At 69.9% G+C, this 23,853-nt stretch carries 16 protein-coding genes; 8 read left to right on the forward strand and 8 right to left on the reverse strand.

Going from position 1 to position 23,853, the window contains the following annotated elements:
* Positions 1 to 18 precede the first annotated feature (18 nt).
* The gene (locus AC07UH_RS15825) at positions 19 to 2,913 is read left to right on the forward strand and encodes a TonB-dependent receptor domain-containing protein (RefSeq protein WP_495181009.1); all 2,895 of its coding nucleotides are present in this window, start codon (positions 19 to 21) and stop codon (positions 2,911 to 2,913) included.
* 40 nt (positions 2,914 to 2,953) lie between these two features.
* Here AC07UH_RS15825 and AC07UH_RS15830 read toward each other — a convergent pair whose 3' ends face one another.
* A complete protein-coding gene (locus tag AC07UH_RS15830; RefSeq protein WP_495181010.1) occupies positions 2,954 to 3,796 on the reverse strand; it encodes a PhzF family phenazine biosynthesis protein in 843 nt (280 codons plus the stop codon).
* A 235-nt stretch (positions 3,797 to 4,031) separates the two neighbouring features.
* Here AC07UH_RS15830 and AC07UH_RS15835 point away from each other — a divergent pair, with 235 nt between their 5' ends.
* Complete coding sequence (locus AC07UH_RS15835; RefSeq protein WP_495181011.1) at positions 4,032 to 6,428, forward strand: TonB-dependent receptor; 2,397 nt, start codon at positions 4,032 to 4,034, stop codon at positions 6,426 to 6,428.
* Between the two features lie 40 nt (positions 6,429 to 6,468).
* Positions 6,469 to 7,299 (forward strand): aldo/keto reductase, encoded by an 831-nt coding sequence (locus AC07UH_RS15840; protein WP_495181012.1) that lies wholly within the window; start codon positions 6,469 to 6,471, stop codon positions 7,297 to 7,299.
* Positions 7,300 to 7,306: 7 nt separating this feature from the next.
* On the opposite strand, the gene AC07UH_RS15845 is transcribed toward AC07UH_RS15840, so the two are convergent.
* Positions 7,307 to 9,055 carry an alpha-amylase family glycosyl hydrolase gene (locus AC07UH_RS15845; protein ID WP_495181013.1) on the reverse strand — a complete coding sequence of 583 codons (1,749 nt, stop codon included), beginning with the start codon at positions 9,053 to 9,055 and terminating at the stop codon, positions 7,307 to 7,309.
* Between the two features lie 131 nt (positions 9,056 to 9,186).
* On the opposite strand from AC07UH_RS15845, the gene AC07UH_RS15850 reads away from it, so the two are divergent.
* Positions 9,187 to 10,575, forward strand: a complete 1,389-nt coding sequence (locus AC07UH_RS15850; protein ID WP_495181014.1) for an MFS transporter — start codon at positions 9,187 to 9,189, stop codon at positions 10,573 to 10,575.
* Between the two features lie 93 nt (positions 10,576 to 10,668).
* Here AC07UH_RS15850 and AC07UH_RS15855 read toward each other — a convergent pair whose 3' ends face one another.
* Positions 10,669 to 11,691: a LacI family DNA-binding transcriptional regulator gene (locus AC07UH_RS15855; protein WP_495181015.1), complete on the reverse strand. Its 1,023-nt coding sequence runs from the start codon at positions 11,689 to 11,691 to the stop codon at positions 10,669 to 10,671.
* 65 nt (positions 11,692 to 11,756) lie between these two features.
* Complete coding sequence (locus tag AC07UH_RS15860) at positions 11,757 to 12,704, reverse strand: NAD-dependent epimerase/dehydratase family protein (protein ID WP_495181016.1); 948 nt, start codon at positions 12,702 to 12,704, stop codon at positions 11,757 to 11,759.
* A gap of 91 nt (positions 12,705 to 12,795) precedes the next feature.
* Between AC07UH_RS15860 and AC07UH_RS15865 the strand changes: the two genes are divergently transcribed.
* Positions 12,796 to 13,689 (forward strand): LysR family transcriptional regulator, encoded by an 894-nt coding sequence (locus tag AC07UH_RS15865; RefSeq protein ID WP_495181017.1) that lies wholly within the window; start codon positions 12,796 to 12,798, stop codon positions 13,687 to 13,689.
* Here AC07UH_RS15865 and AC07UH_RS15870 read toward each other — a convergent pair.
* Positions 13,656 to 15,011, reverse strand: coding sequence for a sensor histidine kinase (locus AC07UH_RS15870; protein ID WP_495181018.1), 1,356 nt, complete (start codon positions 15,009 to 15,011; stop codon positions 13,656 to 13,658). The genes AC07UH_RS15865 and AC07UH_RS15870 overlap by 34 nt on opposite strands.
* A complete protein-coding gene (locus AC07UH_RS15875; protein WP_038658449.1) occupies positions 15,008 to 15,682 on the reverse strand; it encodes a response regulator in 675 nt (224 codons plus the stop codon). The genes AC07UH_RS15870 and AC07UH_RS15875 overlap by 4 nt, the downstream gene beginning before the upstream one ends.
* An 87-nt stretch (positions 15,683 to 15,769) precedes the next feature.
* On the opposite strand from AC07UH_RS15875, the gene AC07UH_RS15880 reads away from it, so the two are divergent.
* From AC07UH_RS15880 to AC07UH_RS15890, 3 genes are read left to right on the forward strand one after another with little or no spacing between them, the layout of a single operon-like run.
* A complete protein-coding gene (locus AC07UH_RS15880) occupies positions 15,770 to 17,032 on the forward strand; it encodes an efflux RND transporter periplasmic adaptor subunit (protein WP_495181171.1) in 1,263 nt (420 codons plus the stop codon).
* Positions 17,029 to 20,226: an efflux RND transporter permease subunit gene (locus AC07UH_RS15885; RefSeq protein WP_495181019.1), complete on the forward strand. Its 3,198-nt coding sequence runs from the start codon at positions 17,029 to 17,031 to the stop codon at positions 20,224 to 20,226. The genes AC07UH_RS15880 and AC07UH_RS15885 overlap by 4 nt, the downstream gene beginning before the upstream one ends.
* On the forward strand, positions 20,223 to 21,647 hold the full coding sequence (locus AC07UH_RS15890; RefSeq protein WP_495181020.1) for an efflux transporter outer membrane subunit: 1,425 nt from the start codon (positions 20,223 to 20,225) through the stop codon (positions 21,645 to 21,647). The genes AC07UH_RS15885 and AC07UH_RS15890 overlap by 4 nt, the downstream gene beginning before the upstream one ends.
* A 678-nt stretch (positions 21,648 to 22,325) precedes the next feature.
* Here AC07UH_RS15890 and AC07UH_RS15895 read toward each other — a convergent pair.
* Together AC07UH_RS15895 and AC07UH_RS15900 are read right to left on the reverse strand one after the other, a co-directional pair.
* Complete coding sequence (locus tag AC07UH_RS15895; protein WP_171009465.1) at positions 22,326 to 22,565, reverse strand: hypothetical protein; 240 nt, start codon at positions 22,563 to 22,565, stop codon at positions 22,326 to 22,328.
* A 304-nt stretch (positions 22,566 to 22,869) separates the two neighbouring features.
* Positions 22,870 to 23,853, reverse strand: coding sequence for a polysaccharide deacetylase family protein (locus AC07UH_RS15900; RefSeq protein ID WP_495181021.1), 984 nt, complete (start codon positions 23,851 to 23,853; stop codon positions 22,870 to 22,872).

The following is a 23,853-nucleotide window of genomic DNA, read 5'->3' on the forward strand; positions in this document are numbered from 1 at the left end:
CCGATCCGGACGTCCCTGATGCGCGGCGCGGCCCTGCCCGTGCTGCTGCCCGCCGCGATGATCGGCATGGCGATCACGGCCAGCCCGGCCGCCGCACAGGACGCCAATGCACAGGACACCGCCGCCCCCGCGGCGGCCGCGCCCGACCAAACGGCGCAACCGTCCGCACAGGCGACCCCCGCCACCGGCGCGGACATCATCGTCACCGGATCGCTGTTCCGCCGCACCGATACCGAGACGCCCTCGCCGGTCACCACGCTGACCGCGGACTCGCTCGCCAAGGCGGGCATCACCACCGTCTCCGACGCGATCCGCTCGATCTCGGCGGACAGCAGCGGCTCGATCCCGACTGCTTTCTCCTCGGGCTTCGGCGCGGGCTCGTCGGGCGTCTCGTTGCGCGGGCTGACGGTCAATTCGACGCTGACCGTGATCGACGGGCTGCGCACCGCCAATTATCCGCTGTCCGACGACGGCCAGCGTTCGTTCGTCGACCTCAACACCATTCCCGACGCGATCGTCGACCGGGTCGAGGTGCTCAAGGACGGCGCCTCGTCCAGCTATGGCGCCGACGCGATCGGCGGCGTCGTCAACATCATCATGAAGAAGGAGATCACCGGGGTCTACGGCACCGTCGAGGGCGGCGTGTCGCAGCGCGGCGACGGCGGTGAGCAGCGCGCGACGCTGACGCTCGGCACCGGCCATCTCAAGGACAAGGGGTTCAACCTCTACATCAGCGGCGAATATCAGCATGACGACCCGATCTGGGCGCGCAACCGCGGCTTTCCGCTCAACACCGCCGATCTGAGCGGGATCGGCGGCGACAACAACAATGCCGGGTCCGCGGTCCCCGGCACGACGACCAGCGCGGTGGTCGCGCCGACGACGCAGCTGACGCCGGGCAACGTCCTGTCCGGATCGGGACTGGCGACCGGACCGTTCCAGGTGCTCAACCCCAATGGCTGCACCAGCTCGACGACGCCGATCAGCGGCACCGCCGGCAACGGCTGCCAGCAGAATCTCGTCGCCGATTATGGCCAGATCCAGCCCGAACAGACCCGCTTCGGCGTCACCGTCCATGCGACGGCGCAGGTCAACGACCAGACCCAGGCCTATATCATGGCCTCCTATTTCCAGAACGAGGTGAAGGCGTCGAGCACCGCCGCCAACATTCGCTCGTACAATCCGATCAACACGCAGAACATCGTCCTGCCGGTGCTGCTGAGCAACGGCCAGCTCAACCCCAACAACCCCTTCGCCGCCACCGGCCAGCCGGCGTCGATCTATTACCGCTTCGGCGACATACCGGGCTCGTCGGATTACAAGAACCACGTGCTGCGCGGCGCGGCGGGGATCGACGGCCGGTTCGGCGACGGCTGGGGCTATTCCGTGTCGGCGACGGTCGCGCATTCGTGGCTCGACATCACCCAGAATGGCTATCTCAACCTCACCGCGCTGACCAACGCGATCAACACCGGCAGCTACAATTTCGTCGACCCGACGCAGAACAGCGCGGCGGTGCGCAGCGCGCTGTCGCCGGCGGTGCGGACGCAGGCGACCAGCGACCTCGACATGATCCAGGCGGTGCTGACCAAGGACCTGTTCGCGCTGCCCGGCGGTCCGCTGCAGCTCGGCGTCGGCGGCTCGTTCCGCTACGAGGCGCAGAACGATCCCAACCAGAACCCGAACCTCACCACGATCGGGCTCAACCAATATACCGCCGTCGGCAGCCGCACGGTGGAATCGGGCTATTTCGAGGTCAACGCGCCGGTGCTGACCAGCCTCGAGATCAACGGTTCGGGCCGGTTCGATCATTACGAAGAGGGCTACAACCGCTTCTCGCCAAAGATCGGCGCCAAGTTCACGCCGTTCCGCCAGCTCGCGATCCGCGGCACCTTCTCTAAGGGCTTCCGCGCGCCGAGCTTCGCCGAGACGTCGGGCTCGGTGATCGGCTTCACCACCGCCAAGGCGCCCTGTTCGATCCAGGCGCAGCATGGCGGCACCGTCGCCGCCGACGGCACCTGTTCGGGCGGCAGCGCCTACAACCAGAGCTACTCGATCGGCTTCAACACCGTCGGCAATCCCAACATCAAGCCCGAACTGTCGCGCAGCTTCACCGGCGGCGTCGTCGTCCAGCCGCTGCGCTGGCTGAGCTTCACCGCCGATTACTACAACATCAAGAAGACCGACGTGATCTCGGGCGGTCCGCTGTCGAACCAGGCGCTCGCGGCTTATTATGCCGGCACCCAATTGCCCAACGGCTATTCGGTGACGCCGGACGCGATCGATCCGGCCTTCCCCAACGCGCCGCAACGCGCGCTGTTCGTCAACTCGCCCTTCGCCAATGCCGCGGCGCTCAAGACCTCGGGGATCGACGTGTCGGCGCTGGTCCAGCTCCATCCGAGCGACGACCTGCACGTCACCAGCCGCGCGGAGGCGACCTACATCCTCCACTATCTGTTCAAGCCGAGCGCCGACCAGCCCTACAGCGACTTCGTCGGCACGCAGGCGCCCTATATCACCTCGTCGGGCGCGGGCACGCCGCAATGGCGCGGCAATTGGCAGAACAGCGTCGAATATGGCGCCTATACGCTCACCGGCACCGCTTATTACGTGGCCGGCTACAAGGCGGTCGCCTTCGACCAGTTCGGCACCACCGATTGCAACGGCGGCAGCACCTATGGCGGCAGCGATCCGAACTTCAACTGCCACGTCCGCCGCTTCATCGACGTCGACCTGACCGGCAGCGTCAAGGTCAACGACAAGTTCAACTTCTATTTCAACGTCATCAACCTGCTCGACGCCAAGGCGCCGCTCAACGCGGGCAATTACGCCGCGACCAACTACAACCCGACCTATACGCAGATCGGCGCGGTCGGCCGGACCTTCCGCTTCGGCGCGAACGTCCACTTCTAGGCGACATGGGGCCGGCGCGGACCGTCCGCGCCGGCTTCCGTCACGCGCCGCTTTCGCCCACGAACAGCGTGCGGGTCTCGCCGGCGACCCAGACCTGCCCCGCCCCGTCCTGCGTGACGTGGACGCGCCCGGTCCGCCCCAGCCGCGTGCCCTGCGCGGCGACATAGCCGCCGCTGGCCCGGCCGCTCGCGAACAGCCATTGGCCGACCGAGGCGTTGAGGCTGCCGGTCACCGGGTCCTCGATCAAACCGCCATGCGCGTCGCTGAAGATCGCGCGCACCTCGAACGCCGCTTCGCCGCCGGCGGGGTGCGGCCCGACGATGCCGATGTCGACATGGCTGGGATGATGGCGCACCGGCTCCACCGCCAGCACCGCTTCCGCGGAGTCGAGCATCACCGCGATCCAGCCCGGCCCGTTGTCGACCCAGGCGGCATCGACGATCGCGGCGCGGTCGAGGCGCAGGATCGCCGCCACCGCGTCGATCTCCGCCTCGCTTGGCGTGCCGCCGCGCACCAGCGGCGGCGCCGCGAATGCCAGCCGATCCGCGCCGCGACGGATCGCGACGAGCCCGACGCCGCATTCCTGTACGATCGTCCCGTCCGTCTTCGGCCGGCCGCCCGCTTCCAGCCACGCATGCGCGCTGCCCAGCGTCGGATGGCCGGCGAACGGCAGTTCGTGCGCCATGGTGAAGATGCGGACGCGATAATCCGCGGCCGGATCGCCCGGCGCCAGCAGAAAGGTCGTCTCGGAGAAGTTCAGCCAGGCGGCGATCGCCTGCATCTCCTCGCCCGACAGGCCATCGGCGTCGGCGATCACGGCGAGCGGATTACCGGTGAAGGCACCGGTACCGAACACATCGACGAGGCGGAACGGACGGGTCATCGAGAAGAGCCTCCTGCTGGCGGACGTACCGCGTCCTTACCGCGCGATCACCATGATGCGAAGCGGACGCTGGTCGACGATGCGGCAATCGGCCGGTGGCATCGCCGCCCAAGCCGAGCGATGCCGCGGCCAACAATTCCTCTGTCTGCCATTCCGATCCCGCCGGTAGGAATGATCGCATCGGCCGCGACCAGCGGACGGGAATGACGGGCGACATGTCCGCGACGGGGGAATCATGGCAGTATTTCGATCATCGGCGCCGCACGTCCTGTGCGTGGTCGCGCTCGCCGCCGGCATCGTCGCGGCCCCCGCGGCGGCACAGTCGGTCGCGCCCCAGCCGGATGCGGCCGCGAGCCCCGCACCGTCGGAGATCGCCGAGATCACCGTCACCGCCCGCCGCCGCACGGAAAGCCTCGCCACCACGCCGGTTTCCGCCACCGTCCTGTCCGGCAGCGACCTGCTCCAGCAGAACGTCCGCAGCTTTCAGGACCTGCGCGGCGCGGTCTCCAACCTTGAACTGGTGCCGCTGCTGTCGGGAGGGACGAGCTTCACCGTCCGCGGCATCGGCCAGACCTTCAACCAGGTCAATTCCGACACTAAGGCCGGCTTCTACGTCGACGAGATGTACGTCAGCCGGCAGGAGGGCAACGACCTCTATTTCTACGACATCGCGTCGTTGCAGGTGCTCAAGGGGCCGCAGGGCACGCTGTTCGGCAAGAACACCACTGCGGGCGCGGTGCTGCTGACCACGCAGCGTCCGACCGACCGATTCGAAGGCTATGCGCAGGTTCGCGCCGGCAGCCTGCGCCGCATCGACACGGAGGGCGCGCTCAACCTGCCGCTGGCGGACGGTATCTACGCCCGCGCCAGCTTCCGCACGCAGAGCGTCCGCGGCTTCATCAGGCACGTCCTCGACGACGGGCGCAGCGGCAACGTCAACAACCAGTCGGGCCGGCTGCAGCTGCGCCTCGACAAGGGCGGCCCGCTCACGGTCGATGTGCTCGGCGAGTACAACCGCTCCTCGACCGACGGTGGCGCAACCATCCCGCTCGCCTGCCTGCCTGGCGCGGACTATATCCAGAATTACGATGCGCTGCATCGCGTGCCCTATTGCACCGCTTATCCCGTGCTCGGGCGCAGCGACACCGTCTATGGCGGCGCGACGCTGCTCGCCCCGACCAGCGCCGCGGTCACCGACCTCGCCCGCGGCGGCGACGCCGACGGCGCCGGCCGCTATCGCGGCCTCGGCCCGTTCAACCGCACGACGGCGACGACGCTCAACGGCCGCCTCGGCTACGATCTCGGCGGCGGCATCGCGCTGCACAGCGTCACCGCCTATCGCCGCTCGCGCGCGCGTTTCTACACGCCGGTCAACAACGCCCCCGACGACATCTACGCCGAATATGACGACACTCGCACCAGCCAGTTCACGCAGGAGGTGACGATCGGCGGCACCGTCGCCGACGACCGCCTCACCTTCCTCGCCGGCGCCTTCTACTTCCAGCAGAAGACCCGCTTCCTGCAGGACACCGGCCCCGACTGGATCGATCCGCTCGGCTACGTCTACGATGCCGCGCTCACCTACCGCAGCTACGCCGGCTTCGCACAGGCGTCGTACAAGGTCACGCCGAAGCTCGAACTGACGCTCGGCGCGCGCTACACTTACGACCGCAAGACCGGATCGAGCTACGTCTTCTTCGCCGGCCGCAGCAACACGTTCCTCTACAATGGCGTGCCGACGTCGTGCGGCTATTTCACCGGCGACTTTCTCGGCGGCATCGCCAATTGCGGCGGTGCGCCGTTCACCGCCAGCGGCCGGAATCATTGGGACGGCTTCGATCCCAAGCTCCAGCTGTCCTATCGCTGGTCGAACACCGTGTTCACCTATCTCACCGCGGCACACGGCTATAACGCCGGCGGCTTCAACCAGCAGATCGGCGGCCCGTCGAGCGACGGCCGCTTCCCCTCCTCCTACGATCCCGAGAAATTGTGGTCGTACGAGGCCGGGATCAAGCTCGACCTGCTCGCGCGGCGCGCTGTCGTCAATTTGTCCGGCTTCTACCAGAAATACACCGATATCCAGGCAGGCGTGAACGTGCTGATCGGCAACGTCTCGACCCGGCAGGTGCAGAGCGCCGCCTCCGCACACGAAGCGGGATTCGAGGCGGAGGTGGTGTTGCGCCCGGTGGCGGACCTGACGCTGCGCGGCAACGCCGCCTATCTGACGCAGGGCTACGACAGCATCCGCCCCAATGCGGTGACGCTGACGCTCGACACGCCGGTCAGTTCCGCGCCCAAATATACCTACAGCGCCGCGGTCGCGTACGACCTGCACCTCGCCGACGGCGGCACGGTGACGCCGAGCGTCGACGTGCGCGGCGTCGGCGCCAAGCCCGCCTGCCAGTCGGGCGCGGACTATGTCTGCCGCCTGCCGGCCTATGCCTTGGTCGGCTTCCGGCTCGATTTCGCCCCGCGTGCCGACGGGCCGTGGCGGATCGGCCTGTGGGGCACCAACCTCTTCGACACGGTGACGCAGCAGGCGCGCACCGGCTTCTTCGGCGGCTTCGGCATCGATCGCTTCACCCCCGGCCGGCCCCGCGAGATCGGTGTCGAAACCTCGTTGCGCTTCTGACCCCGTCGATCCAAATCGACGCTCGGGCGTTCGAACCGCCATGAAGACCATCGCCTTGCCCGACGGCACCCACGTTCCCGCGCTCGGCCAGGGCAGCTGGATGATGGCCGAGGACCCCGCGCGTCGCGCCGACGAGATCGCCGCGCTGCGCGCCGGTATCGACCTCGGCCTGACGCTGATCGACACCGCCGAGATGTACGCCGACGGCGAATCCGAACGGCTGGTCGGCGAGGCGATCGCCGGCCGCCGCGATGCGGTGTTCCTGGTCAGCAAGGCCTATCCGCAGAACGCCTCGCGCGACCGGCTGCCGCAGGCATGCGAGGCGAGCCTGCGCCGGCTCGGCACCGACCGGCTCGACCTCTATCTGCTCCACTGGCGTGGCGGCGTGCCCCTCGCCGAGACGGTCGCGGCGATGGAGCGGCTGGTCGTGGAGGGCAAGATCCTGCGCTGGGGCGTCAGCAACCTCGATACCGATGATATGGACGAACTGATCGCCGCGGGCGGCACCGCCTGCGCCACCGACCAGATCCTCTACAATCTCACCCGCCGCGGCCCCGAACATGACCTGCTGCCCTGGCTGGCGCAGCGCGCGATCCCCGTCATGGCCTATAGCCCGGTCGAACAGGGCCGCCTCGCCGCCCATCCCGGCCTGCGCACGCTGGCGGCGGAGAGGGATGTGACGGCGGCGCAGCTCGCGCTCGCCTGGCTGCTGGCCCGCGACGACGTCATCGCCATCCCCAAGGCGGCCACGCTCGCCCATGTCGAGGCCAACCGCGCCGCCGCCGACCTGACACTCACCCGCGAAGACCTCGCCCATCTCGACCAGCTCTTCCCACGCCCGACCCGGCCGGTGCCGCTCGAGATGCTGTGACCGGCGCTCAGTCGCGCGCCAGCCAGAGCAGGCCGTAGCCCGGGATCGTCTCGCCCGCAGGCGCGCCGGTCAGCATGTCGGTGCGGTCGCCGCCGCGATCGATCGGCCGCACGGTGTCGTGGAAATTGGCGAGCACCACGACCTCGCCGCGGTCGATCACCAGCACGCCATCCGCCGTCATCTCGGCCCGCGCCGGTGCCGCAGCGGCGAAGGCGGGGCTCCCAGCGCGCGCCGCGAGCAAAGCGCGGGTGATGCGGAGGAACGGCGCCCCCGGACCGGCGTCGCCGGCCGCCGCCTCGGCCCGGGTCCAGTCCATCGCCGGCCGGTGCAACCAGCGCGCGTCGAGCGCCGCCGCGCCCTCGTCGTCATTGGGCAGGCCGATCTCGTCGCCCATGTAGAGCATCGGCATCCCCGGCAGCGCCAGCAGCACCCCCAGCATCAGCCGATAGCGCGCCAGCGTCGCCGGCCCCTCGCCGCCGAGCAGTGACGCCAGCATGCCGACCGTCGCGACCGGCGCATCGGCGCGCGCCTGGAACGAGCGGCCCTGCGCGTAGCTGCCCTCCCCGGCGAAGAAGGCCGAGCAGTCGCGCAGCACCGCCTCCGGCACGATCCCGCGCAGCGCCGTCCAGATGATGTCGTCGTGGCAGCGCAGATAGGTCAGCCACGCGGTATCCGGCCGCGCCAGCCGCGTCCGGTCGAGCACGGTGACCAACGGCGCCGCATCCCCGGTCGCCAGCGCAGTCCACAATGCCGCCATCGCGCCGTTGTGATAGGCGATCTGGCAGGCGCGGCTGCCGTCCGCCGGCTCCAGATAGGGCAGCACCTCGCGGGTCTGTTCGATCGCCTCGGCGAGCAGCGCGACGCCGGGCGCCACCGCGTCGAGCCCGGCGCGCAGCGCGGCGACCAGACGGTGCGTCTCGGGCAGGTTGCGCGACGCCGTGCCCTGCCGCTTCCAGAGATAGGGCGCGCTGTCGAGCCGGAACACGTCGACGCCGACGTTCGCCCAGAACAGCAATACGTCGAGCATCTCGCGGAACACCGCCGGGTTCGACCAGTCGAGATCCCATTGAAACGGATAGAAGGTCGTCCACACCCAGCCGTCGAGCGCCGGCTCGTACGTGAAATTGCCCGGCGCGGTATCGGGGAAGACTTCGTCCAGCCCCGCCTCCCACGCCGCGACCTCCTCGGCCTGCGCCACGATCCGGAAATAACTGCGCTTGTTTGCATCGCCGGCGAGCGCCGCCTGCGCCCAGGCGTGATCGCGCGCGCAATGGTTGAGCACGCAGTCCATCGCTAGCGCCATGCCGCGCTCGTGCAGGTCGCGGGCGATCGCACGCACGTCGTCGACGCTGCCGAGCCGCGGATCGATCGCGCGATAATCGGCGACCGCGAAGCCGCCGTCGCTGTCGCCCGATTGCGGCAGCGTCATCGGCAGCGGGTGGAGCAGCCGCACGCCCAGCCGGTTAAGCCAGCCCAGCCGCATTTGCAGCCCCGCCAGATTGCGCGCGAAGCGATCGACGTAGAAGCTGTAGCCGATCATGTCGGACGCGCCGAACCAGCGCGGATCCGCCGCACGGTCGCCATCGAGCGTGCGCAGATCATAGGCGCGCGCCTCGGCGGCGGCATCGAGCACCGCGCGCAGCCGGGCCTGCTCGACGGCCCATTGCGGATGATCGCGATACAAGGGATCGAGCAAGGCGATCAGCGCCGCGCCGCGATCCGCCGGGCCGTCGCCCGCCACTGGTGAACCGTGCATGTCCGTCCTCCCGTGCCGCCGGTATCACCCGCTGCGGCCTGCCTGCCCCGATGGTCCGCGCCGCCTTTCACAATCGATTGTGATCGTCAAGCGGAGCGGATATGACGGCGGCCCCGGGGGGAGAGGCGACGATGCACGACAGGACAGGCGGCACGACGGCAGGGCGGCTCGGCGTCTGGCACATCGTCCAGATGAACCTCGGCTTTTTTGGCCTGCAATTCAGCTTCGGACTGCAACAGGCCAATATGGGGCCGATCTACGGCTATCTCGGCGCCGACGAGGCGACGCTGCCGCTGCTCTGGCTCGCCGGGCCGGTGACCGGGCTGCTCGTCCAGCCGATCGTCGGCGCGCTGTCCGACCGCACGGTGAGTCGCTGGGGGCGGCGCACGCCCTATTTTCTGATCGGCGCCATCCTGTGTTCGCTGGGACTGCTGGCGATGCCCTACAGCCGGACGCTGTGGATGGCGGCGAGCCTGTTGTGGATCCTCGATGCCGCCAACAACGTCACGATGGAGCCCTATCGCGCCTATGTCGGCGACCGGCTCGACGCGCGGCAGCGGCCGCTGGGCTTCCTGATGCAGAGCGCATTCACCGGTCTGGCGCAGACGCTCGCCTATCTGTCGCCATCGCTGCTCGTCGCGCTCGGCATGAGCCGCGACGCCGTCGACGCCAACGGCATTCCCGACATCACCCGCATCGCCTTCCTGATCGGCGCGGCGCTGTCGCTCGGCACGATCCTCTGGTCGGTATGGCGGGTGCCCGAACTGCCGCTCGATCCCGCGGCGGTGGCGGCGATGCGGCGCCGGCCGCTGTCGGCGGCGACCGCGCTCGCCGATATCGCGGTGGCGATCCGCGAGATGCCGCTGGCGATGCGCCGGCTGGGGATCGCGATGTTCTGCCAATGGTATGCGATGTTCGCTTATTGGCAGTTCATCGCGCACGGCCTCGCCGCCTCGCTCTACCACACCGCCGACCCCGCCAGCGCCGGCTTCCGCCAGGCGGCGCTCGACGTCGGCCTGCTCGGCGGCTTCTACAATTTCGTCGCCTTCGTCGCCGCCTTCGCGCTCGTCCCCTTCACCCGCCGTGCCGGGCCGAAGATCGTCCACGCCGCCTGCGTCGCGTTCGCCGGACTCGCGATGCTCGCCATCCCCTTCTGCGCCGATCGCTGGACGTTGCTGCTGCCGATGCTCGGCATCGGCTTCGGCTGGGCGAGCCTGATGGGCAATCCCTATGTCATGCTGACCGACAGCATCCCGGCCGAGCGCAACGGCGTCTATATGGGCATCTTCAATATGTTCATCGTCGTGCCGATGATGATCGAGAGCGTCACGATGCCGTTGCTCTACCGCTCGCTGCTCGGCGGCGATCCGCGCCACGTCATCATGCTCGCCGGCGGGCTGATGATCGCCGCCGCGATCGCGACCCTAGCCGTGATCGACAATCGATCGAAGTCATCCCCCGCCAGGGGGAGGTGGCAGGCCGAAGGCCTGACGGAGGGAGAGGACACGAAACCGACGTGATCGCTTACCTCCCCCTCCGTCACGGCTTCGCCGCGCCACCTCCCCCTGGCGGGGGAGGTATTTTCGCCTGAACCCCGAACGTCGATCGCGACCCTAGCCGTCCGCGGGGCCCGCCACGCCGCCGCCTGAGACGGTCGAGCCGCGCACAATCAGCGTGGCGGGCAGCAGGCTCGACGGCGCGGCCCGTCCGGCGAGCCGCTCGAACAGCGCCGCGACCAGCCGCCGCGCGCCCTCGGCGACATCCTGGCGGATCGTCGTCAGGCCGGGCGTGACGTGCGCCGCCATCGCCACGTCGTCATAGCCGACGATCGCGACCTCCTCCGGTACCTTGACCCCCGCCGCGACCAGCGCCTGCATCGCCCCGATCGCCGCCACGTCGGACGCGGCGAACAGCGCATCGGCGCGCCCGCCGCCGCGCCACCACGCGGCCACCGCCGCGGCGGCGGCATCGACCGTCGCCGCCGCCGGCACGATCGCGGCGTCCGCTCCCGCCAGCTCCGCGCGAAAGCCGGCGAGCCGCTGGCCGAATTCGGGCAGGCCGGCATCGCCGACGAAGGCGAAGCGGTGCCGCCCGAGCCCGCGCAAATGGCGCGCCGCGACCCGTCCGCCTTCGCGATTGTCGGACCCGACCGTCGGATAGCCCGCGTCCGGCAGCGCCGCGCCCCACACCACCAGCGGCGGATAGCGCCGCGCCACCCGCGCGATCGTCTCGGCCTGATCCGACTGGCCGATCAGGATCAGCCCGTCGATCTTGCCCGAATCGACCAGCCGGTCGAGCCAGTCCTCGCCCGCCGGCAGCACCCGGCTGAGCACGATGTCATAGCCGTGCAGCACCAGCGCGTCGGCGACATGCCCCAGCAGGCTGAGGAAGAACGGATCGGTGAGATGCTGCCCGACCGCATGGCCGAGCGGCCAGGCGATGCCGATCGCATTGGTCCGCTGCAGGCGCAGGTTCCGCGCCATCTCGTTGGGGCGATAGCCATGCGCCTCGGCGAGATCGCGTACCCGGTTCCGCGTCCCCTCGGCGACCGACCAATGACCCGACAGCGCGCGCGAAATGGTGGAGATCGACAGGCCGCTCAACCGGGCGAGATCGGAAAGGCTCTTGGCACGCATGGCGACGACTAACCCCGCGGCCCGCGGGCAAAGTCAAGCCACGACGGTGCGATCGACCGCCCGGCTCACAGGCAGCCGAGGCTGGCGAGCGTCGTCCGCACCGCACGCTCCAGCGGCGTATGCGGCTCCGCGCCGAGCGCCGCGACCAGCCGCGCATTGCCCAGTCGCACCGGCCGCTGCCACAGATAGCGCATCTCCATCATCTCGCGCGGCGTCGTCGCGACCAAAGCGGCGAGCCGCAGCAGCCACCACGGCAGCGGCCGGATCGGCACGTCGGGGTCGCCGAGCACGCGCGCGATCGTTTCGACCATCCGCCGGCCGTCGCCATCCCATTGACCCTCCATGTGGAAGCGTTCGAAGGCGGACGATCCCGGCCGATCGAGCAGGCGCACCATCGTCTCGGCGACATCGGGCAGATACGCCCATTGGTGGCCGACACCACGCCGCCCCGGCTGGCGGATCACTTTGGGTCGTACGCCGGGCGCAATCAGCCCCTGCGCGAACCAGCTGTTCGCCGCGCCCGGCCCGAAATAATCGCCGGCGCGGACGATCAGCACCCGCGCCTCGCCGCGCTCCGCCGCCGCCTGTAACCGCCGCTCCAGCGCCACTCGGATCGCGCCCTTGCGCGTCGCCGGCCGCTGCAAGGCATCCTCGTCGATCGGGTCGCCGGCATCGGGGCCGTAATTGTAGACCGTGCCGGGCAGGACGATGCGCGCGCCGCTGGTCCGCGCTGCGCCGATCGTCGCATCGATCATCGGCAGCACCAGCCGCTGCCAGTCGCGATAGCCCGGCGGGTTGACCGCATGGACGATCACCGCCGCGCCGCGCGCCGCGGCCTCGACCGCCGCCGGGTCCATCGCATCGCCGACGACCGGCACGCAGCGCGGATCGAGCCGCGCCGCCCCCTGCCGGACGAGCGCCCGCACCTGCCAGCCGTCGTGCAGCAGCCGCTGCGTCACCGCGCCGCCGATCCCGCCGGTCGCGCCGAGGATCAATGCCGTCCGCTGTGTCATCACCATCTCCATCATCGTTCGAAGACGGAAATGGCCGCGATCCGGCGCCACGGGAATTGTCGAAGGCCGGTGAGCTGCTATACGGAAATGCATGAACAGCGAACCGAGTTGGGACGTCTACCGCAGCTTCGCCGCGGTGCTGCGCGAGGGTTCGCTTTCCGCGGCGGCGCGGGCGCTCGGCATGACCCAGCCGAGCATCGCCCGCCACGTCGATGCGCTCGAACGGGCGGTCGGCGGTACGTTGTTCGTCCGCTCGCAGCGCGGCCTGTCGCCGACCGATCGCGCGCTTGCGCTGCGGCCGCATGCCGAGGCGCTGGCGGTGGCGGCGGAGGCGCTGCGCCGGACCGGGACCGGCCAGCCCGATGCGGTCGCCGGCGTGGTGCGGATCAGCGCCAGCCATTCGGTCGGCGTGGCGCACCTGCCGCCGATCCTCACCGCATTGCGCCGGGACCATCCGGGGCTGATCGTCGAGCTGGCGCTGTCGAACGAGGTCGACGATCTGCTGCAGCGGCGCGCCGATATTGCCGTCCGCATGGTCGAGCCGACGCAGCAGGCGCTGGTCGCGCGGCGGATCGGCGCGCTCCACGTCGGCTTCCACGCGCATCGCGACTATCTCGACCGTCGCGGCATGCCGGAGAGCGTCGCCGAGCTGCGCGCCCACGACCTGATCGGCTTCGACACCGAGACGCCGTTCATCCGCAGCGCGATGCGCCATCTGCCGGGGATCGACCGCGACGCCTTCTCGCTGCGCGTCGACAGCGAGGCGGCGCAACTGGCGGCGATCCGCGCCGGCTTCGGCATCGGCATCTGCCAAATCGCGATCGCCCGCACGGATCCCGCGCTGGTCCGCCTGCTGCCCGACGCGCTCGACCTGCCGCTGCCGATGTGGATCGTGATGCACGAGGATCTGCGCCGCAGCGAACGCTATCGCGCCGTCTTCGACGCGCTGGTTCAGGGCCTCTCCGCGGTAGCCGCGAACGGCTGAGCGATGGCGTCCCCCGCCGTCCGCTTGAAGCGGATCGTCGCGCGCAACCCGCGGCCGTCGTCGCCGGCGCCGATGTGCAGCCGCCCGCCATGCGCCGCCGCGACGCGCTGGACGATCGACAGGCCGAGTCCGAAACCCTCGGTGCGCGCGGTGCCAGCCCGCCAGAAGCGTGTCGCCATCCGTTCGAGATGCGCCGCGGCGATCGGCGGGCCGTCGTCGCCGACGCTCACCTCCGGCCCCGGCCCGACCCGCACAGTGATCCGCGTCCCCGGCGGCGTGTGCCGCGCGGCATTGTCGATCAGATTTTCCAGCGCGAGGCCGATCGCCCCGGCATAGCCGGGCAGCAGCGGCGCGCCGCGATCGTCGAGCGCAATCCGCCGCCCGCCCGCGATGATCGCCGGCGCGCGGTCCGCGACCACGTCGGCGGCCACCGAAATCAGGTCGATCGCCGCCCCCGCCCCCTCGATCGGCCGTTCCAGCTCGGCGAGCACGAGCAGTTGCGCGATCACTCGCGCCGCGCGATCGACCTCGCCGAGCAGCGTGCGGCGGATGGCCTCGTCGGGGATCGCGTCGGCGCGCAGCCGGATCGTCGCCAGCGGCGTGCGCAATTCGTGCGCGACGTCGGCGGCGAAGGCGGTCTGCGCGGCGAACGCCTGTTCGAGCCGGTCGAGCGCGGCATTGGTCGCCGCGGCGAGCGGCTCGACCTCCCACGGCAGCGTGCCGTGCGGCAGTCGCCGGTCGAGCGTCTGCGGGCCGATCGCCGCGGCGATGTCCGACGCCGCGGTCATCCGCCGCGTCAGCCGCCGCGTCAGGCCGACCCCGACCAGCGGCAGCAGCACGACCAGCGGCAGCAGCAGCAGCGCGAACCGCGCGAGGAAGGCGTCGACGATATCGTCCGCCACCACCTCCGGCGCGGCATCGTCCTGCGCCACCACCACCCAGCGCCCGCCCGCCGGCCGGCTCACCGCCGCCAGCGTGCCCCGCCGCACGATCCGCAATTGCCCGTCGAGCGGCACCGCGCGGATGATCCCCGGCCGCGGCCGCCCACGCTGCGCGAGGATGTGCCGGCCGCCATTCACCACGGTCAGCGTCAGCCCGCCCGCGAGGATGTCCGCCGCCTCGATCGCCTGGCCCGGATCATGGTCGCGCAGCAGCGTCGCGATCCCCTTGGCCTGCTGGCGCAGCACGTCGCGCTGGTAATGATGCGCGACACGATGCAGCATCAAGGCACCGAGCGGCAGCATCGCCGCGGCGATCAGTGCGGTGACGCCGTGGAGCAGCGCGAACTGCCCGGCGAGCGAGCGCGGCGCGCACAGCCTCACGCCGCCGCGCGGAGCAGATAGCCGACGCCGCGCACTGTCTCGATCCGCGCGCCGGTCTCCGCCTCGTCGAGCCGCTTGCGCAGCCGGTGGACATAGACCTCGACCGCGTTCGAGCCGAGATCGCCGCCGGCGCCGAACAGATGATCCTCGACCAGCCGCTTGGGCACGACGTTGCCGCCGCGGCGCAGCAGCAGCTCGAGCAATTCGGTTTCGCGCGCCGACAGCGGCAGCAACGTCTCACCGACCCGCGCCACCCGCGTCTCGACGTCGAACACCAGCCGTGCGCAGCTCAGCGACACGCCCAGATAGCCGCCCTGCCGGCGCAGCACCGCGAGGATGCGCGCGTGCAGCTCGTCGGGATCAAACGGCTTGACGATATAATCGTCGGCGCCGCCGTGGAGCCCGCGGATGCGCGCATCGACGCTGCCGCGCGCGGTCAGCGCCAGCACCGGGCGGACGTTGCCGCCGGCACGCATCCGCCGCAGCAGCGCCAGCCCGTCACCGTCGGGCAGGCCGAGGTCGAGCAGCACCGCGGCATGGTCGATCGCGGCCAGATAGGCCTCCGCCTCCTCGATGCTCGCGGCATGGTCCACCGTCATGCCGCGCTGGCGCAGCGCACCGGTCAGCGCGTCGGCCAGCGCCGCATCGTCCTCGATCAGCAAAATCCGCAAACATCCTCCCGCGCCGCAGCATCCGTCAGCACGCTGTAAGCCAGCCCGCCTATCGGCTCCAAGCTTCATCGCATGCGCAGGTCCCCGATGCACGCCACCGAACACCCCGAACCCCTCGCCCCCGCCACCACTTTGTCCCGATCGGCGCAATGGCGCTGGCTGAGCATCGTCGCGGTGGTGCTGGCGGGCGTGGTGCTGCTCGTCATGCTCGTCGGCAAGCTTACCCATCATGAGGAGACCGCGCCGCCGCCCCCGCCGCCGGGCACCTTTCGCCCGACCAAAACGCAGATGGCGTCGCTCGCCACGATGCGGGTCGGCATGGGCGCGTCGGACGCGCGCACGCTGGCCAGCGGCGCGATCACGGTAGACGGCGATCACAGCACGCCGGTGCTGATGCCCTATAGCGGCCAGGTCGTCCGCGTGCTGGTCCATGCCGGCCAGCGGGTAAAGCAGGGGCAGCCGCTGCTGCTGGTCCGCACCAACGACTTCGTCGACGGCCGCAACGCGCTGTTCGCGGCGCGGGCGGCCTATCAGAACGCACAGGCGCAGCTCGCCACCGCGCAGCGCACCGCCGAACGCCAGCGGCTGATCTACGAGACCGCGGGCGGCGCGCAGAAGGACTATCAGCAGGCGCAGACCGATCTCGCCGCGGCGCAGGCGACCGCCCGCACCGCCGCCGCCGCGCTCGGCGCCGCGCGCGACAAGCTCGCGGTGCTCGGCAAGTCGCCTGCGGAGATCCGCCAGCTCGAGGGCGTCGGCGAAGTCTCCGGCATCCACGACGTCACCACGCTGCACGCGCCGATCAGCGGCCTGATCGCCTCACGCGATGTATCCGCCGGGGAATATGTCAGCCAGGGCGGCGACAAGCCGGTGATGACGATCACCGATCCCTCGCGCGTCTGGCTTGTCGCGCAGGTCGCCGAAAGCGACGCCGAGGCGATCCACGTCGGCGATTCGGCGACGGTCACCACCCCCGCACTGCCCGGCCGCCGCTTCCAGGCGCGCATCGACCTCGTCGGCGCCGCGCTCGATCCGCAGACGCACCGCCTGCCGGTGCGCGCCGCGATCGCCAATCCCGACGGCGCACTCAAGCCGCAGATGTTCGCCAGCTTCCAGATCCACCGTGCGCAGGCCGGCGACGCGATCCGCGTCCCCGCCGCCGCGGTGATCCACGAGGGCGATCAGGCGCGCGTCTGGGTCGTCCGCCCCGATGGCCTGCTCGTCGCGCGCGACGTCGTCGCCGGCGACGCGCAGGACGGCCAGGTCGTCATCGTCAAGGGCCTCACCCCCGGCGAGCGCATCGTCACCGCTGGCGCCTTGTTCGTCAACGAAGCGGGAATCGGCGAATGAACCGCATCGTCGCCTTCGCGCTCCGCCAGCGGCTGCTCATCGTCGGCGTCTTCGTCGCGATGCTCGCCGCCGGCGTGATCGGCTTCGCCAACCTCAATATCGAGGCCTATCCCGATCCCGTCCCGCCAATGGTCGAGGTCATCACCCAGACGCAGGGCCTCTCCGCCGAGGAGATGGAGCGCAACGTCACCATTCCGATCGAGGTCGGCATGGCGGGCATCCCGCACCTCACCGCGATCCGCGCGATCAGCCTGTTCGGCCTGTCCGACATCAAGATCCAGTTCAGCTACGACCTGACCAACGATCAGGCCAAGCAGCAGGTGATCAACCGCCTGTCGCAGCTGCCGCCGCTCAGCGGCGGCGCGCAGCCGACGCTGTCGCCGACCAGCCCCGTCGGCGAGATCTACCGCTACAAGATCAGCGCGCCCAAGGGCTATTCGGTCATGGACCTCAAGACGTTGCAGGACTGGGTGCTGCAACGCCGGTTCAAGCGCATCCCCGGCGTGATCGACGTCACCGGCTGGGGCGGCAAATTGCGCGCCTATGACGTGGTGATCGACAACGACCGGCTCGCCGCGCACAACGTCACCGTCAGCCAGGTGCTCGCCGCGATCGCCAAGAGCGACGGCAACGTCGGCGGCCAGACGATCAACTTCGGCAGCCAGGCCGCGATTGTCCGCGGCGTCGGCCTGATCCAGACCCCGTCGGGGATCGAGAACGTCCTCGTCGGCAGCGCCGGCGGCCAGCCTGTGCTGGTCAGGGACGTCGCCCGGGTGACGATCGGCAACAGCCCGCGGCTCGGCATCGCCGGCTATAACGACCAGGACGATATCGTGCAGGGCATCGTGCTGATGCAGCGCGGCGCCCAGTCGATGCCGACGATCGAGGCGGTGCAGAAGGAGGTCGCCAATATCAACGATTCGGGCGTGCTGCCGCCCGGCGTCCATCTCGACCGCATCTACGACCGGTCGGACCTCATCCACCTCACCATCCATACCGTGCTCGAGAATATGGTGGTCGGCATCCTGCTGATCTTCGCGCTGCAATGGCTGTTCCTCGGCAATCTGCGCAGCGCGATCATCGTCGCCGCCACCATCCCCTTCGCGCTCGCCTTCGCGATCCTGATCCTCGTGCTGCAGGGCGAGAGCGCCAATTTGCTCTCGGTCGGCGCGCTCGACTTCGGCCTCGTCGTCGACGCCTGCGTCATCATGGTCGAGAATATCTTCCGCCACATGGTCGAACGCTCCGCGCACGTCGAAAGCGGGCGCGGCCATTACACGCTCGCCAACCGCTTCTCGGCGGTGCTCGGCGCCAGCAGCGAGGTCAGCCGCGGCATCTTCTTCGCCGCCGCGATCATCATCGCCAGCTTCCTGCCGCTGTTCACGCTGACCGGGGTCGAGGGCCATATCTTCGGCCCGATGGCCAAGACCTATGCCTATGCGATCAGCGGCGGCCTGCTCGCGACCTTCACCGTCGCACCGGTGCTCGCCACCCTCCTCCTCCCCGACAAACTGTCCGAGGTCGAGACGTGGATCGTCGGCAAGCTGCGCCGCGCCTACGAACCCGCCGCCGCCTTCGCGCTCGGCAATCGCGTGCTGACGCTCGGTGCCGCCGCGCTGATGCTGCTGGTCGCGGTGCTCGGCGTGCGCACGCTCGGCATCGAATTCCTGCCGCACCTCGAAGAGGGCAATATGTACATCCGCGCCACTTTGCCCGGCTCGATCAGCCTGGAGGCGGGCGAGCCCGCAGTGAACGGCATCCGTCGCATCATCGCCAGCTATCCCGAGACGACCGCGGTGCTCTCCGCGCACGGCCGGCCCGACGACGGCACCGACGCCACCGGCTTCTTCAACGCCGAATTCTTCGTGCCGCTCAAGCCCGCCAGCGAATGGCCGCACGGCGTCACCAAGGAAACGCTGATCGCCGAACTGTCGCAGAGGCTGACCGCCAAATATCCCGGCGTCGATTTTTCCTTCTCGCAGATCATCGAGGATAACGTCGAGGAAGCCGCCTCGGGCGTGAAGGGCGCCAATTCGATCAAGCTGTTCGGCCCCGATCTCGCGACGCTCGAAAAATACGCCAACCAGATCAAGGACCAGATGAGCCAGGTGCGCGGCATCGAGGATCTCGGCGTGTTCCAGTCGCTCGGCCAGCCGACGGTGCGCGTCGACGTCGATCGCGCGCGCGCCGCCCGCTACGGCCTGACGCCCGACGACATCAACGCGACCGTCGCCGCCGCGGTCGGCGGCAGTTCGTCGGCCGATCTCTACGAGGCCGGCACCGACCGTCACTTCCCGATCATTGTCCGGCTGAAGTCGGAACAGCGCGATTCGCTGGAGGCGATCCGCCGCATCACCATCGGCGCCCCCGCCCCCGACGGCAGCAGCGGCACGATCCAGGTGCCGCTGTCGGAAGTGGCGAACGTCCACCTCACCTCGGGCGCATCGTTCATCTACCGCGAGCATCAGGAACGCTACATCCCGATTAAATTCTCGGTGCGCGGCCGCGATCTCGGCGGTGCGGTCGAGGAGGCACGCGCGCGGATCACGCAGAAGGTGCATCTCCCCGCCGGCTATCATCTCGAATGGGCGGGCGAACTCGACAATCTCACCAACGCGATCGCGCGGCTGGAGATCGTCGTGCCGATCAGCCTGCTGCTCATGCTGCTGTTGCTCTACGCCAATTTCGGCTCGATCCGCGACAGTCTGCTCGCTTTCTCCGCCATCCCGATGGCGGTCGTCGGCGGCGTGCTCGCGCTGGCGCTGACCGGCACCGCGTTCAGCATCTCCGCGGCGATCGGCTTCGTCGCGCTGTTCGGCATTGCGGTGATGGACGGCATCCTCGTCGTCACCACCTTCAACAATGCGGTGGACGAAGGTGTCGAGCGTGCTGCGGCGATCGGCACCACCGTGCGCCACAGCCTGCGCCCGGTGGTGATGACCTGCCTCGTCGCGGCGATCGGCCTGCTGCCCGCGGCACTGTCGACCGGCATCGGCAGCCAGGTGCAAAAGCCGCTCGCGCTCGTCGTCGTCGGCGGCATGGCGCTCGCGCCGCTGCTGATCCTGCTGGTGCTGCCGGTGCTGATCGACCGCTTCTCGAAGCGGGTGCCGCCGGAGGATCGCGGCGCGCACGGCCGCGACGTGGGCCATGCCCCGCCGCACGGCGATGCCGCCGGCCCGGAGGTGGTCGCATGAGCCGCGCCCTCGCCCTGCTGCTCGCCTGCACCACCGCCGCCTGCGCCACGGGACCGCACGATCTCGACGCGCACGCGCCGCTGCCCCCGGCGGCGACGCCGGCGCCGATCGCGCCCGCGGCCGGCACCGCGCAGACCTTCACCGCCGCGCCGCTGCGCGCCGACTGGTGGACCGCCTTCGCCAGCCCGCAGCTCGACGCGCTCGTCGCCGAAGCGCTCGCGCACAACAACGATATCGCCAGCGCCGATGCCTCGCTGCGTCAGGCGCGCGAGCTCGCCGGTGCCGCCGCCGGCGCGGCGTTGCCGCAGGTCGACGCCGGCTATCAGGCCGAACGCGCCCGTGTCTCGAACGCGCTGTCGCCGCCGGTAGCCGACCAGAATCAGGAACTCTATACGCTGCACACCGCGCAGGTGAACGTCAGTTACGGCCTCGACCTGTTCGGCGGCACGCGCTCGCGGGTGCGTTCGGCACGCGCCGCCGCGGAGGTCCAGCGCCAGCGGCTCGGCGCGGCGCGCACCACGGTCGTCGCCAATCTCGTCCAGGCGGTGATCCAGCGCGCCGCGCTCGCCGATCAGGTCGAGGCGGCGAAGACCGCGGTCGCGGTCAATCGCGACATCCTCGACAGCCTGCTCCGCCGCCAGCAGCTCGGCGCGATCGGTGCCGCCGACGTCGCCACGCAGCAGACCGCGCTCGCCACCGCCGAGGGCGCACTGCCGCCGCTGATCCGGCAGGAAGCGCATCAGCGGGTCGTTATCGCGACGCTGCTCGGCCGCCCCGCCGGCGATACGCTGCCGCCACTGCCCGCGCTCGCCGCGTTGACCCTGCCCGGCGCACTGCCCGTGGTGCTGCCCTCCGATCTCGTCGCGCGGCGGCCGGATGTGCTCGCGGCCCGTGCGCAGCTCGAAGGGGCCGGTGCCGACGTGCGCACCGCGATCGCCGCGCGGCTGCCCTCGATCACGCTCAGCGCCAATGCCGGCGGCTCGGCGCAGCGCTTCGGCGACATGTTCAGGGACGGCAATCCGTTCTGGACGCTGATCGGCGGCATCACCCAGCCGATCTTTCACGCCGGCGCGTTGCGCCATCAGCAGCACGCGGCGGAGGCGGCGCTCGACGGCGCGAAGGCAGCCTATCGCAGCGCGGTGCTGCAGGCGTTCGGCGACGTCTCCGATGCGCTGACCGGCCTCGCCACCGACGCCAACGCGCTCGACGCGGCGACGCGCGCAGCGGACGCGTCGGGCCGGGCGCTGACCTACGTCCGACGCCAGCTCGCGCTCGGCGACGTCGGCACGCTCGCGCTGCTCAACGCCACCGCCGCCGACGCGCAGGCGCGTGCGCAACTGGTGCAGGCCCGCGCCGCCCGGCTCAGCGACACCGTCGCGCTGTTCCAGGCCAGCGGCGGCCCGGTCGCCGCGCCGCGCTGATCCGCACCGCAGCCGGGGCGGCGGACGCAGCCGCCCCGTATCGGTTCGCCTGCGACGCTCGTCGCGCGATTCGCATGACCCCGCGCCACGCGTAGGACGCGGCTGTCGTCATCCCCCTGACCGGCAAACACCAATTTGCCGGCCTGTCCTACATCGTCGTCGCAGTGATAGGCGTCCGCAAACGCCGCTCACGCTCTTTCTCATCGCGACCACGAGACTGGTGCAAGAATGGAAACGATCGGACGTGAATCGTTTCCATTAAGGTGTCCATCTTGTCCATGTCGTCCAACACGACAAGCATGTCACACGCATCACCAACGCGTTCCGGCAAGGTCGCCCCACGACCTCGACACCCTTGATCCATTACGCCGAACGCAAGGTCTGCCAAAAGCTGCCAAGTGCTCTTGCGAAAGCAGGAGCCCAGGAGTCTCGTACGCCATAAGACGTTATCTAGCTTGGCTCTGGGCTCCTGCTTTCGCAGGAGCACTGCGCTGATCCACCAGCGATGCGGACGTTCGTAGAGGTCTCGGCCACCCCCGGACAGCGAGAAGGCCAAAGCTCCGCCCCCACGCAACACCGACCCCCCAGCCCGCAGAATCAACAAGGGGGGCCGAAGCCCCCCTTGCGTCACGTTCCGATGGACGGCGCCGCGAGGACGCCGCCGATCCGCGAACGATCTTAGTTGCTGTCGCTGTTGTCGTCGTCGGCGACGATCACGATGCCCGCAACGACGGCAGCCGCCGCGACGAGCGCGATGATCAGACCGCCACCGGCGAGCTCGTTCTTCTTCGCCGAAACCGAACCGGTGCGAACCGACTTGGCAACCGACAGGCTCGCTGCCGGGTTGGCAGGAGCGGCAGCGGCCGGAGCAACGGCCAGGGCGGCTGCAGCAGCAGCCATCAGATACTTGGCAACCATGATGGTCTCCCCTCTCACGTGGTGAGCCGCTCCCTTGGCAGCGGCACGAACAAAATACAATCCGAAAAGGTCGCGCTACCATCGAATAGGCGATGAATCGCCCGATCCGGCACGATGAACGGCGCGTTCGACTGCCTATCCGACGGCAATAGCCCCGGACGAGGGCGTACAAAGCAATGCTTGCTTGTCAGGACTGGTCCAATGCGGAAGATATCGCCGCCACGGTGGCTTGTTGCACTTTGAAGTCGCGATCTTCATCTTGCGGCAACATCTGCCGGGTCCGGCATTGCTTGTGCGGCAGGCATCAGCCCGTCGTCCGATCCGCCGCCGCCAGGATGTCCTCGACGCCCGCCGGCCGAACGCCGAGCGCGTCGAGCAGGTCGAACATCCGCGCCCACCACGTCCAGAACCGCGCCAGATCGTCGCGGCTGCGCACATAGGGCGTGTGGCCGGGCACGAGGCTCGGCGAATGGAAGGAGAAGCTGATCAGCCGCTGCCCCTCCTCCTCGACCGCGACGCGCACCGCGGCAAGCGCATCGGCGATCGGCATATCCTCGGGCGTCAGCGCCACGCGCTGCAACAGCCCCGCACGCGCCGCCGCACCGCGCCCGCGCGGCACGCGCGCCAGCGCCGGATAGAGCGTCGCGCCATAGTGGCGCAGCCGACCGGTGAACACGGTGGTCAGCGGCAGCTCGACCAGGGATCCGATCCGGAACGCCTCGCTGCCCACCGCGGTGAAGTCCGGCCCGAGATCGCCGCGATAGTCATAGCGCGCCCGCATCGAGCTCTCGACGCGATAGCCGCGGCTGGCGAGCAGCCCGGCGGTCGCCGGCCCGATGCCATAGCGTCCAGCCCGATAGGCGAGCGGCGGCCGTCCGAACGCTTCGGTGAGCAGACCGGTCAGGCTGTCGAGCTTGCCCGCCTCCAGCGCCGGCGGCAGATTGCCCGCATAGCTGTCGCCCGCCGCCGACGCGGCATAAGGCGGCGTCACCCAGGCATGGAGCTGCGCGCCCAGCGACGCGCGCCCATCCGCCAGTATTTCGCGCAGGATGTCCACCGCCGCCGCATCGCTCGCCACCGGATGATCGACCATATAGGCCGGCCCGATCCCCCGCTCGGCAAAGCGCGCATGCGCCTCGGGCAGCGCGCGCATCGCCGTGACCGCGCGATGGCCGGGATCGAGCGGCGCCGACCAGTCGAACTCCTCCTCGACGTCGACGAAGACGATGAACCGGCGCCCGAACGAAGCCGGCCAGCGGATGAGCGCGTCGTCCGTCGGCGCCGGCAC

Source organism: Sphingomonas sp. GW821-FHT04B01 (genome assembly GCF_059420425.1).

What these genes read in the sequence shown, in the direction of transcription:
- AC07UH_RS15840 (WP_495181012.1), top strand. Translation starts at nt 6,469, where the DNA reads ATGAAGACCATCGCCTTGCCCGACGGCACCCACGTTCCCGCGCTCGGC.
- AC07UH_RS15845 (WP_495181013.1), bottom strand. Translation starts at nt 9,055, where the DNA reads ATGCACGGTTCACCAGTGGCGGGCGACGGCCCGGCGGATCGCGGCGCG.
- AC07UH_RS15860 (WP_495181016.1), bottom strand. Translation starts at nt 12,704, where the DNA reads ATGACACAGCGGACGGCATTGATCCTCGGCGCGACCGGCGGGATCGGC.
- AC07UH_RS15890 (WP_495181020.1), top strand. Translation starts at nt 20,223, where the DNA reads ATGAGCCGCGCCCTCGCCCTGCTGCTCGCCTGCACCACCGCCGCCTGC.
- AC07UH_RS15835 (WP_495181011.1), top strand. Translation starts at nt 4,032, where the DNA reads ATGGCAGTATTTCGATCATCGGCGCCGCACGTCCTGTGCGTGGTCGCG.
- AC07UH_RS15880 (WP_495181171.1), top strand. Translation starts at nt 15,770, where the DNA reads ATGCACGCCACCGAACACCCCGAACCCCTCGCCCCCGCCACCACTTTG.
- AC07UH_RS15850 (WP_495181014.1), top strand. Translation starts at nt 9,187, where the DNA reads ATGCACGACAGGACAGGCGGCACGACGGCAGGGCGGCTCGGCGTCTGG.
- AC07UH_RS15830 (WP_495181010.1), bottom strand. Translation starts at nt 3,796, where the DNA reads ATGACCCGTCCGTTCCGCCTCGTCGATGTGTTCGGTACCGGTGCCTTC.
- AC07UH_RS15895 (WP_171009465.1), bottom strand. Translation starts at nt 22,565, where the DNA reads ATGGTTGCCAAGTATCTGATGGCTGCTGCTGCAGCCGCCCTGGCCGTT.
- AC07UH_RS15855 (WP_495181015.1), bottom strand. Translation starts at nt 11,691, where the DNA reads ATGCGTGCCAAGAGCCTTTCCGATCTCGCCCGGTTGAGCGGCCTGTCG.
- AC07UH_RS15865 (WP_495181017.1), top strand. Translation starts at nt 12,796, where the DNA reads ATGAACAGCGAACCGAGTTGGGACGTCTACCGCAGCTTCGCCGCGGTG.
- AC07UH_RS15885 (WP_495181019.1), top strand. Translation starts at nt 17,029, where the DNA reads ATGAACCGCATCGTCGCCTTCGCGCTCCGCCAGCGGCTGCTCATCGTC.
- AC07UH_RS15825 (WP_495181009.1), top strand. Translation starts at nt 19, where the DNA reads ATGCGCGGCGCGGCCCTGCCCGTGCTGCTGCCCGCCGCGATGATCGGC.